This window comes from Kitasatospora sp. NPDC054939 (assembly GCF_053610105.1).
In genome coordinates this window covers 1-10196 of record NZ_JBSGXP010000214.1, presented here as the reverse complement: position 1 = coordinate 10196, position 10196 = coordinate 1, and the positions used below count along the sequence as shown (strand labels likewise).

General features: G+C 74.1%; 8 protein-coding genes. All 8 read right to left on the bottom strand.

Annotated elements, in window-relative coordinates; translation table 11 throughout:
- Nucleotides 1–39: 39 nt before the first annotated feature.
- The 8 genes from ACWGB8_RS36180 to ACWGB8_RS36145 all read right to left on the bottom strand — a co-directional run bounded on the left by ACWGB8_RS36180 (nucleotide 40) and on the right by ACWGB8_RS36145 (nucleotide 10121).
- Nucleotides 40–1866, bottom strand: coding sequence for an LCP family protein (locus ACWGB8_RS36180; protein WP_452217914.1), 1827 nt, complete (start codon nucleotides 1864–1866; stop codon nucleotides 40–42).
- A 172-nt stretch (nucleotides 1867–2038) separates the two neighbouring features.
- Nucleotides 2039–2881, bottom strand: a complete 843-nt coding sequence (locus ACWGB8_RS36175) for an HAD family hydrolase (protein WP_452217913.1) — start codon at nucleotides 2879–2881, stop codon at nucleotides 2039–2041.
- A gap of 34 nt (nucleotides 2882–2915) precedes the next feature.
- Complete coding sequence (gene serS, locus ACWGB8_RS36170; protein WP_452217912.1) at nucleotides 2916–4190, bottom strand: serine--tRNA ligase; 1275 nt, start codon at nucleotides 4188–4190, stop codon at nucleotides 2916–2918.
- 423 nt (nucleotides 4191–4613) lie between these two features.
- On the bottom strand, nucleotides 4614–5549 hold the full coding sequence (pheA, locus tag ACWGB8_RS36165; protein WP_452217911.1) for a prephenate dehydratase: 936 nt from the start codon (nucleotides 5547–5549) through the stop codon (nucleotides 4614–4616).
- A 102-nt stretch (nucleotides 5550–5651) separates the two neighbouring features.
- The gene (gene efeB / locus ACWGB8_RS36160) at nucleotides 5652–6896 is read right to left on the bottom strand and encodes an iron uptake transporter deferrochelatase/peroxidase subunit (RefSeq protein WP_452217910.1); all 1245 of its coding nucleotides are present in this window, start codon (nucleotides 6894–6896) and stop codon (nucleotides 5652–5654) included.
- A gap of 4 nt (nucleotides 6897–6900) precedes the next feature.
- Nucleotides 6901–8925 (bottom strand): copper resistance CopC/CopD family protein, encoded by a 2025-nt coding sequence (locus ACWGB8_RS36155; protein WP_452217909.1) that lies wholly within the window; start codon nucleotides 8923–8925, stop codon nucleotides 6901–6903.
- A 12-nt stretch (nucleotides 8926–8937) separates the two neighbouring features.
- The gene (locus ACWGB8_RS36150; protein WP_452217908.1) at nucleotides 8938–9456 is read right to left on the bottom strand and encodes a copper chaperone PCu(A)C; all 519 of its coding nucleotides are present in this window, start codon (nucleotides 9454–9456) and stop codon (nucleotides 8938–8940) included.
- Nucleotides 9453–10121, bottom strand: coding sequence for an SCO family protein (locus ACWGB8_RS36145; protein WP_452217907.1), 669 nt, complete (start codon nucleotides 10119–10121; stop codon nucleotides 9453–9455). Before ACWGB8_RS36145 ends, ACWGB8_RS36150 begins: the two co-directional genes overlap by 4 nt.
- Between the last annotated feature and the right edge of the window lie 75 nt (nucleotides 10122–10196).

Genomic DNA, 10196 nt, shown 5'->3' with positions numbered 1-10196 from the left:
GTCCCGCCGACAGCGGGACCGGGCCGGTGCCGTCTCCGCTCACCCGTAGGAGACGTTGCTGCAGATGTCGTCGTCCGCCGAGCGGGCCTCGGCGACCACCTCGGTGGGCAGCGGCGCGGGAGCCTCGGGCGTGGCCGCGCCGGCGTCGGCGTAGTCCTTGCCGAGGACCAGGCTGATCCCGGCCGCCGAGGTGGGCGACAGGGTGGCGCCGGGGAAGAGCGCCGCGACCTTCTCCGCGCCGGCCTTCTGGCCGGCCCCGTACTCCACGGTGGTGGTGGCGCGGTTGGTCGACTTGGCGCCGGCCACCCCGGTCACCGTGAACTTCGCGGCCTTGAGCGATTCGGCGGCCTTGGCGGCCAGCCCGTTGGCGGTGGTGCCGTTGTAGACCGCGACCCGGATCGCCGCGTTGCTCCGCGCCTCCCCGGTCGGGGTCGGCGCGGCCGTCGGGGTGGCGGGCGGCTCGGTCGCGGCCTCGGTCGGCGGGGCGTCCTCCTGCTTGCCGGTGGCGTCCTTGCCGTCGATGGTGCGGTCGGCCTGGAGGGTCTTCCAGAGGTTGTCGACGGCCGGGTGGACCAGGTCGATCCGGGGGCCGTTGTAGCGCCAGGGCGCGGTGAGGAACTTCATGTCGTGCAGGTCGATGTCCTGCAGCGAGAGCGCGAAGTCCATCAGCTTCTTCGCCGAGTCCAGCCCCGGGTCGACGGTCATCGACTTGGTGGCGGCGTCGGCCAGCGGCAGCAGCGTGGTCGGGCTGAGGCCCTGCTTCTTCACCTTGGCCATCAGCGACGCGAGGAACGCCTGCTGGCGCTTCATCCGGCCGACGTCCGACTCGTCGCCGATGCCGTGCCGCAGCCGGACGTAGTCGAGCGCCCGCTGGCCGGAGACCTTCTGCTTGCCCTTGGGCAGGATGACCTTGCCCTTCTTGCCCAGGTTGGGGTTGACGTGCCCCTCGTAGATGTCGTTCGGCAGGCAGACGTCGACCCCGTCGACGGCCTCGGTCATCGCGGCGAAGCCGGAGAAGTTGACTTCGATGGTGTGGTCGACCCGGATGCCGGTGAGCTTCTCCACGGTGTTCTGGGTGCAGGCCGGGTTGCCCCGGTCGGTGTTGCCGACCGAGAACGCCGAGTTGAACATCTGCCCGGGCTGCTCCTTGGTCCACTTCCCGTTCGGCAGCTTGCACGGCGGGATGGTGACCAGGGCGTCGCGCGGGATCGAGATGCCCACGGCGTGCTTGTGGTCGGCGTAGACGTGCAGCAGCATCGTGGTGTCCGAGCGGGCGCCGGCCTCGTCGCCGCCGCCGAGGTCGCTGTTCTTGCCGCTGCGCGAGTCCGAGCCGATCAGCAGGATGTTGACCGGCTTGTTGCCGTTGGCGTCGGCGGTCGCCTCGGGCGGCCGGTCGCGGCTGATGGCGTCCTCGTCGAAGGACCGGATGTTGCCGTTGAGCTTGTAGTAGATCGCGCCGCCGGTGCCGGCCAGCACCACCAGGACGCCGGCCGCCGTCCAGGCGACGATCTTCTTGATGTTCTTCTTCGGCTTGCGGCCCCGGCCGCTGCCGGCCGCGCGGCGCCCGCCCTCGCCGCCGTTGCCGCGGCGCCCGCCCTCGCCGCCGTTGCCGCGGCGTCCGCCCTCGGCCGTCCCGGCCGCCCGGCGGCCGCCCTCGCCCTGGCCGGCCGCACGGGCTCCGCGCCCGCCCTTGGCCTGTGCCTGGGCGGCCCGGCGCGCCTCGGCGCGGCCCCCTGGCCGCGGTGCGGGCACCCGGCCGGCCTGGTCGGCGGCGGTGCGCCCGGTGCGTACCGAACTGCGCGGGGGCCCGCCCCGGCCCGGCCCGTCCGCCCCCGAGGACGGGCTCTCGTCCCACTGGCCTGACATGTGCGTACCTCTCACGGGGGAAGCAAGCCTGTACGTGTCCGGTGGGAACAGCCCCGATCCCGCCAGGAGCGCCGCACCCGGGGGCGCGGAGCTTCAGCGGAGCATACAAACTCTTTCCCGGAGGACCACCATCCGGGTGCCGCGGAGCTGACGCAGGGCCTCGGAGCCGAGGTCAGCGGCCCTGGTACAGGCGTTCCAGTACGACGGCGACGCCGTCCTCGTCGTTGCCGAGGGTGACCTCGTCGGCGACCGCGAGCACCTGCTCGTGCGCGTTGGCCATCGCGACGCCGTGCGCGGCCCAGCCGAACATCGGCACGTCGTTGGGCATGTCGCCGAAGGCGATGGTGTCGGCGGCGCGCAGGCCCAGCCGGCGGGCGGCGACGGCCAGCCCGGTGGCCTTGGAGAGGCCGATCGGCAGCAGTTCGACGACCCCGGGGCCGGCCATGACGACGCCCACCAGGTCGCCCGCCACCTGCCGGGCGGCCTCGGCGAGCTCGTCGTCGGTGAGCCGGGGGTGCTGGATGTAGAGCTTGCTGATCGGCTCGGCCAGCAGGTCGGTCCGGGCGGAGGCGACGACCGGCAGCTCGGAGCCGATCTGCAGCCGGTAGCCGGGGCCGGCCAGCACCTGGCCGTCCAGGCCGTCCTGGTTGGCGGCGACGGCGAGGGTGCCGGTCTCGGCCTCGATCTTGGCAAGGGCCAGGGCGGCGAGCCGGCGGTCCAGGGTGAGCGAGGTGAGCAGCTTGTGCGCACCGGCGTCGTAGACCTGGGCGCCCTGCCCGCAGACCGCGGTGCCCGTGTACCCGATCTCGTCGAAGACCGGCCGGGCCCAGCCCGCGGAGCGGCCGGTGACGATGATGTGCACCGCCCCGGCGGCGGTGGCGGCGGCCAGCGCCTCCCGGGTGCGGGGCGAGACGGTCTCCGCCCGGGTGAGCAGCGTGCCGTCGAGGTCGGTGGCGACCAGCCGGAAGGGCAGGTCGCCACCGGGGGAGACGGGGCTGGGGCTGGTGGTGCTCATGGGCCGGACGTCTCCCGGGATTCGCTGGTGCGGCTTACTTGACGGGTTCCAGGACGGTGCGACCGCCGAGGAAGGGCCGCAGGGCCTCGGGGACGACCACCGAGCCGTCGGCCTGCTGGTGGTTCTCCAGGATCGCCACGATGGTGCGCGGCACGGCGACCAGGGTGCCGTTCAGCGTGGCCAGCGGGCGGACCTTGCCCTCCTCGCGCATCCGGATGGCGAGGCGGCGGGACTGGTACTCGGTGGTGTTGGAGGTCGAGGTGACCTCGCGGTACTTGCCCTGGGTCGGGATCCACGCCTCGATGTCGAACTTGCGCGCGGCCGAGGAGCCGAGGTCGCCGGAGGCGACGTCGATCACCCGGTACGGCAGCTCCAGGGCGTTGAGGAAGTCCTTCTCCCACTGCAGCAGGCGGCGGTGCTCGGCCTCGGCGTCCTCCGGGGTGGTGAAGACGAACATCTCCACCTTCTCGAACTGGTGGACGCGGATGATGCCGCGGGTGTCCTTGCCGTAGGTGCCGGCCTCGCGGCGGAAGCAGGACGAGTAGCCGGCGTAGCGCAGCGGCAGCTTGTCCGCGTCGATGATCTCGTCCATGTGGTACGCCGCGAGCGGGACCTCGCTGGTGCCGACGAGGTAGCGCTCCTCCTCGGCGAGGAAGTACACGTTCTCGGCGGCCTGGCCGAGGAAGCCGGTGCCGTCCATGGCGGCCGGGCGGACCAGGGCCGGGGTGATCATCGGGGTGAAGCCGGCCGCGGTGGCCTGGGCGATCGCCATGTTGACCAGGGCGAGCTCCAGCAGCGCGCCGGGACCGGTCAGGTAGTAGGACCGCGCACCGGCGACCTTGGCGCCGCGCTCGGTGTCGATCGCGCCCAGGAGCTGGCCCAGCTCGACGTGGTCGCGGGGCTCGAAGCCCTCGGCGGCGAAGTCGCGCGGGGTGCCGATCTCCTCCAGGGTGACGAAGTCCTCCTCGCCGCCGACCGGGGCGGCCGGGTCGATGAGGTTCGCCAGCGAGCGGAGCAGGCGCTCGGCCTCCTCCTTGGCCGCACCCTGCTCGGCGTCGGCGGCCTTGACCTCGGCGGCCAGCTCCTTGGTGCGCTTCAGCAGGGCGGTCTTCTCGTCGCCCTGGGCCTTGGCGACGAGCTTGCCGAGCGACTTCTGCTCGTTGCGCAGCTCGTCGAAGCGGCTGCCCGAGGACCGGCGCCGTTCGTCGGCGGAGAGGAGGGCGTCGACCAGGTCGACGTCCTCGCCACGGACGCGCTGCGAGGCGCGCACTCGGTCAGGGTCCTCACGGAGCAGGCGAAGGTCAATCACGGGACCAAGCGTACCGGGAGGGGAGGGGCGTCCCGGTACGGGTTTTCGGTTGGGGATAACCTGCCCGCGGCTGTGGATAACCGGGCTCCCCGATCGACGTTCCGGCGGTTATCCACAGGCGTTCCCGGTGTCCTGTGGACGGACGGGCGATGGGCGCCCGGTTCGGAAGGAACTGGGACATTCGGGTTTCAAACCCGATTTGACCTTCACGAGTGAGGGAATTGAAGCACTCGGACGGGTGATTTAGTGGTACACGGGTGACTCTGGTCCGATTGGTCATCTCTGGGGCGCAAAACGACGGTCCGACCGATCTGTCCGGTGGCTATACCGCTTTGTCGACTCGGGCCCGGACTTGTGGATAACTCCCCGCTGTGGAAAGCGGCCCCGGCCTGTGGACAGCCGGGGCCGCGCGGGACAGCGGGATCAGATGTCGCCGCGGCCGTCCAGGCAGCGCGACAGCCAGTCCGCGGCGGCGGTGAAATCCTCGTCCGACGTGCCCGGCCGCCGGTGCTCGGAGGCCCGCCGGTCCGCCCGCGGATAGGAACCGAGGAACCGCACCTGCGGGCAGATCCGCTTCAGGCCCATCAGCGCCTCGCTCACCCGGCGGTCGGCGAGGTGCCCCTCGCAGTCGATCAGGAAGCAGTAGCTGCCGAGCCCCTCGCCGGTCGGCCGGGATTCGATCCGCATCAGGTTCACCCCGCGCACCGCGAACTCCTGGAGGAGTTCCAGCAGCGCACCCGGGTGGTCGTCCGGCAGCCAGACCACCATCGAGGTCTTGTCGGCGCCGGTGGGCGAGGAGACCCGGCCGGGCCGGCCGACCAGGATGAACCGGGTGGTGGCGTTCTGCGCGTCGGCGATCTCCTTGACCAGCGGGTCCAGCCCGTAGATCGGAGCGGCGAACTCGCCCGCGAACGCCCCGTCGTAGCGGCCCTCGGCGACCAGCCGGGCGCCGTCCGCGTTGGAGGCGGCGGCCTCCCAGACGGCCTCCGGCAGGTTGGCCGCCAGCCAGCGCCGCACCTGCGGCTGGGCCACCGGGTGCGAGGTGACGGTCCGCACCTCGGACAGCTCGGTGCCGGGCCGTACCAGCAGCGCGAAGGCGATCGGCAGCAGCACCTCGCGGTAGATCATCAGCGGGCTGCCCGAGGCCAGCTCGTCGTTGGTCGCGGTGACGGCGCCCTCGACCGAGTTCTCGATCGGGACGAACGCCCCGGACGCCTCGCCCGCGCGCAGCGCGTCCAGCACCAGCGGCACCGAGGACAGCGGCACCAGCTCCCGGGTGGCCGCCTCCGGCAGCGTCCGCAGGGCGGCCTCGGTGAAGGTGCCCGCAGGGCCGAGGTAGGTGTAGCGGGTCGCCGACATGCCGCCTCCGTGCGCAAGGGTGGTCCGAACTTGCCACCTTAGCCATTCCGCCGCAGCCGTACGGGACCGTTCCGCGGTGCAGGACGGCGGCCCGCCGGGAGGTCAGCCCTCCAGCAGGGCCTGCCCCACCCAGCCGCCCTCCGGGGCGCCCGGCGGCACCGCGTACACGCCGCTCGCCTCGTGCCGCAGGAAGCGGGAGAGGCCGTCGCCCCGGGCCAGCTTGCGCTGCACCGGGGTGAAGCCGCGGCGCGGGTCGGCCTGGAAGGCGAGGAACAGCAGCCCGGCGTCCGGGGAGCCGTCCGGAAGCGCGCCGTCGTGGTACGAGAAGCCGCGCCGCAGCATCGCGGCCCCGCCGTTGGCGTCCGGGGCGGCGACCCGGATGTGCGCGTCGGCGGGGATCGCCAGGGCGCCCTCCCCGTCGCGGGCGGCGAGGTCGGCCGGGGTGCGTTCGCCGCCGCCGGAGAGCGGGGCGCCGTCCGACTTGCGCCGGCCGATCACCCGCTCCTGCCGGTCGACGGGCAGTGCCTCCCAGGAGTCCAGCAGCATCCGGATCCGCCGGTACACCACGTAGCTGCCGCCGACCGCCCAGTCCGGGTGGTCGCCGCCGGCGGCGCAGAACACCGTGGCGTCGAAGCCGGGATCGGCGGGCTGCGGGTTGTTGGTGCCGTCGATCTGGCCCATCAGGTTGCGGCCGGTGGCCGGCCGGGCGGTGGCGCCGGGCGTCCGGGAGAAGCCGGCCGCCTGCCAGCGCAGGGCGGCGGTGCCGGCCGCCTGCCGCTGGAGGACCCGCAGCGCGTGGAAGGCGACCAGGGCGTCGTCGGCCCCGATCTGCACCCACAGGTCGCCGTCGCCGCGGGCCGGGTCGAGGGCGTCGCCGGGGAAGGCGGGCAGCGGTTCGAGGGCCGGCGGCCGGCGGTCGGGCAGCCCGATCCGGTCGAACAGGGTGGCGCCGAAGCCGAAGGTGACGGTCAGCGAGCAGGGGCCCGCGTCCAGGGCGATCTGGTTCTCGTGCTCCTCGGCGGGCTCCCCGGCGGCCAGCCGGGCGGCCGTCCGGGACCACCGCTGCAGCAGGGTGCGCAGGGCGTCCCGGCCGGATCCGGCGGCCAGGTCGAAGGCGGCCAGGTGCACCCGGGCCTGGGCGGGCTGCAGGATGCCGGCCTGCCGGGCGCCGTGGAAGGGCACCCGGCCGGCGCCCAGGGCGGGTGCCGCGGGTGCCGCGCCGGGGCCGCCCGGGCCGCGGTCGAGCGCCCCGGCGCCGGCCGCCCCGGCGCCCGCGCCCAGCACCAGTCCGGCCCCGGCGGTGCCGAGCAGTGTCCGCCGGGTGACGCCGGTGGAGGTGTCGTCCATGCCGCTAGCCGATCCTCAGTTCCTTGATCTCGGTGGTCTGGTCGATCTCCGAGGAGCGGACCAGCACCGACAGCACCCACCGGCCGGGCAGCGGCAGCTGCGCGGTGCCCGTCCAGCGCCCGGGGCCCTCGGCGGTCAGCGGGACGGTCAGCGGGCCGAGGTCGCGGTCCGGCAGGGTGAAGGCCAGCTCCACCTCGGGCACCTCGACCGGCTGCCCGTCGGCGCCGTCCAGCCGCAGGTGCACCTCGTTGGCGCCGGTCTGCGCCGGGTTGACGGTGACGGTGGCGGTGCCCTTGGCGTTGGGCGTCCGGCCGCCGGTGTCGTACGGCAGCTTGAGCTCCAGCGTCCGTCCGGGCGCCGTCTTGGGGGCCGGTCCGCCGGGCACGGCGGGGGCCGGGGCGGGCGCCCCGCCGGAGCCGGCCGCCGCGACCTCCTCGGCCACCCGGCCGGGCGGGGTGTTGGTCAGCATCGTGGTGACCACCAGCACGGCGACGGCGACCGCCGCCTCGACCAGCACCGAGCGGCGCAGTCCGGCCCGGGCCGGGGTGAGGCCCTTCTCCCGGCCGGCGATCTCCCGCGCGGCCTGCTGGCGGGCCAGCTGGGCCTGCCGGACAGGGTCGTCGGAGACCGCCGCGACGGCCACCGGCTCGGGCACCTCGACGGGTGCGGCCTCCTCCTGCGGTTCGGCCCGCAGCCGGGCCGCCCAGGCGCGGGACATCCACGCCACGCCGAGCATCGCCAGCACGCAGCCGGTCTTCACCAGCAGCAGCCGCCCGTACTCGGTGTCCAGGGCGCTCCACGAGCCGAGTCCGCGCCAGGAGTGGTAGACGCCGGTCGCGGCGAGCACCGCGACCGCGCCGAGGGCGACCTTCGAGAAGCGGTCGACGGCCTGTGCGCCGAGCCCGTTGCGCAGTCCGACCAGCATCGCGGCCAGGCCGCCGAGCCAGAGCGCCATGGCGACCAGGTGCAGGATCGCCAGCGGCAGCGCCAGCCAGACCTGGATGCCGACGGCGGCGTGGTCGGCGCCGGCCCAGGTGGCGGCGAGTGCCACCGCCAACACCAGTCCGGCCACGCCGAGGCCGAGCCGGGCATCGCGCTCGGGCCGTTCGGCGGCGCGCCGCTCCAGCTCGCGCAGTTCGGCCTCCTCGCCGTCGGCCGGCGGCTCGTCCGGCGCGCGGCGGTCGTCCGGCGCGGCCGGGGTGCCCTGTCCGAGCTGGCCGACCAGCAGCGACAGGAAGACCCCGCTCGCCGCGAGCAGCAGCAGCCGGGCCGCCAGTGCGGTGCCGATCCGCTCGTCCAGGGTGGCGCGCACCAGCGACAGGTCGAGCGCCTTGCCGACCCCCCAGCCCCGCTCGTACGGGCCGCGCAGCAGCAGCACCGCCACGGTGGAGACCAGCATCGCCACCCAGCCGGTCATCAGCAGCCGCTGCACCGGGCGCAGGGCCGCCCCGGCCGGCCAACAGAGCAGGACGAACCCGGCGGCGCCCACCAGCAGGGCGAACGCGCCGTACGCGACGACCCGGCCGGTGCCGTACAGCGCGGCGACCACGGAGTCGGCCTCGGCGGCGGCGCTCTGCAGGGCGGTGGCGGAGACCGTGGTGTCGGAGGGGGCGCCGACGGAGAAGACGAAGGCGCCGCCGATCGGGTGGGAGTCCTCGGAGACGGCCCGCCAGGCGACGGTGTAGGTGCCGCCCGCGAGGCCGTTGTTCAGGCCGACCCGGGCGGTGTTGTCCTTGCCGTCCGCGTGCGCGGGGTTGCCGGTGTCGACCGTCTTCCCGGACGGGTCGAGGACCCGGACCGAGTCGGCGGAGAGCGAGACGGCCTCGCTGAAGGTCAGCGTGACGCTCGTCGGGGCGGTGGGCAGCACCGCGTTCTGGGCCGGGTCGGTGGACTGCAGGGTGGCGTGCGCGGAGGCCGGTCCGGCCCCGCCGAGCAGCAGCGCGACCACGGCGCCGAGCACCCCGAGCAGTCCGGCGAGCCGGCGGGCGGGCACCGTGAGCGGGCGGCGAACCCGGGTGACCTTCAGCATCTGGCGGATCCCTTACTGCTGGCCGGGTCGGTAGGTGAGCTCCTTGACCGGGACCTTCACGGCGATGGTGCCGGCCTTGGCGAAGGTGAGGTCGAGTTCGAGCTCGTCACCGATGGTGGGCGGCTTCTGCCAGCCCGTGATCATCAGGTGGTTGCCGCCGCGGGCGAGCTGCAGCGCGCCGTTCGCGGGGACCTCCATCCGGTCGACCTGCTCCATGGTGGAGGCGGTGGAGCGGTGCATGGTGACCGAGGTCGCGGCCGGGCTGGAGACCTTGAGCAGCTGGTCGCCGTCGCCGCCGTCGTTGCGCACGGTCAGGTAGCCGGCGGCCATCCCGCCGGCCGGGGGCAGCGGGATGTAGGAGTCGGCGATGCTCAGCCGGGCGGGACCGTCGGCGGCACCGTCCTGGCCGCCCGCACCGCAGGCGACCAGGAAGGCGCCGCCGCCCAGTGCCGTCGCGACCACCGCCCCCGCCAGCGACGCCCGGCGGAAGCCGGACGGGTGGCGGCGGGCGTCGCGGCCGGGGGCCTTCATGCCGCGACCCCCTTGGCGAGCAGTGGCAGGTCGTGCTGGAAGGTCTTCTGCTCGGTGCCGCTCATGTAGAGGACGTGCGCCTTGTCGTCACTGGGCAGGAAGGCCAGCACCTGGGCGCCGTGGGTGGAGGTGACGGTGCCGTCGCCGTTGACCACCGGGTCCTCGATCAGGATGCCGAGCGACTTGGCGGCGGCCTTGACCTTGGCGAGGTCGCCGGTGAGGCCTATGAAGTCCTTGCCCATCGAGTCCAGCCAGCTGCGCAGCACGGCCGGGGTGTCGCGCTCGGGGTCGGTGGAGACGAAGACGATGTTGAGCTTCTCGCGCTCCTCGGGGGGGAGCGCCTTCATCGCGACGCCGATGTCGCCCATGGTGGTGGGGCAGACGTCCGGGCAGCTGGTGTAGCCGAAGAAGAGCAGGGTGGCCTTGCCGGCGGTCTGCTTGCGCAGGTCGAAGGCGTTGCCGGAGGTGTCCGTCAGCTGCAGGTCGGGCTTCTCGAAGTGCTTGCTGAGCACGCTGCCCTGGTACGGCGAGTCGGCCTTCTGCTGGGTGACCTTGGCGGGGGCGGTGCTGCCGCCGTCGGAGCCGCAGGAGGTCAGGGCGAGCGCGGCGGCCAGGACGACGGCCGCGGCGCCGGCCGTCCGGGCGGTACGGGTGGTGCGGGGCATGGGGGTTTCCGTTCGTACGCGGAGTCGGTGGCCGCCGGCGGGGGCGGTACCGTTGAGGTCCCGGCCCCCCCGGCG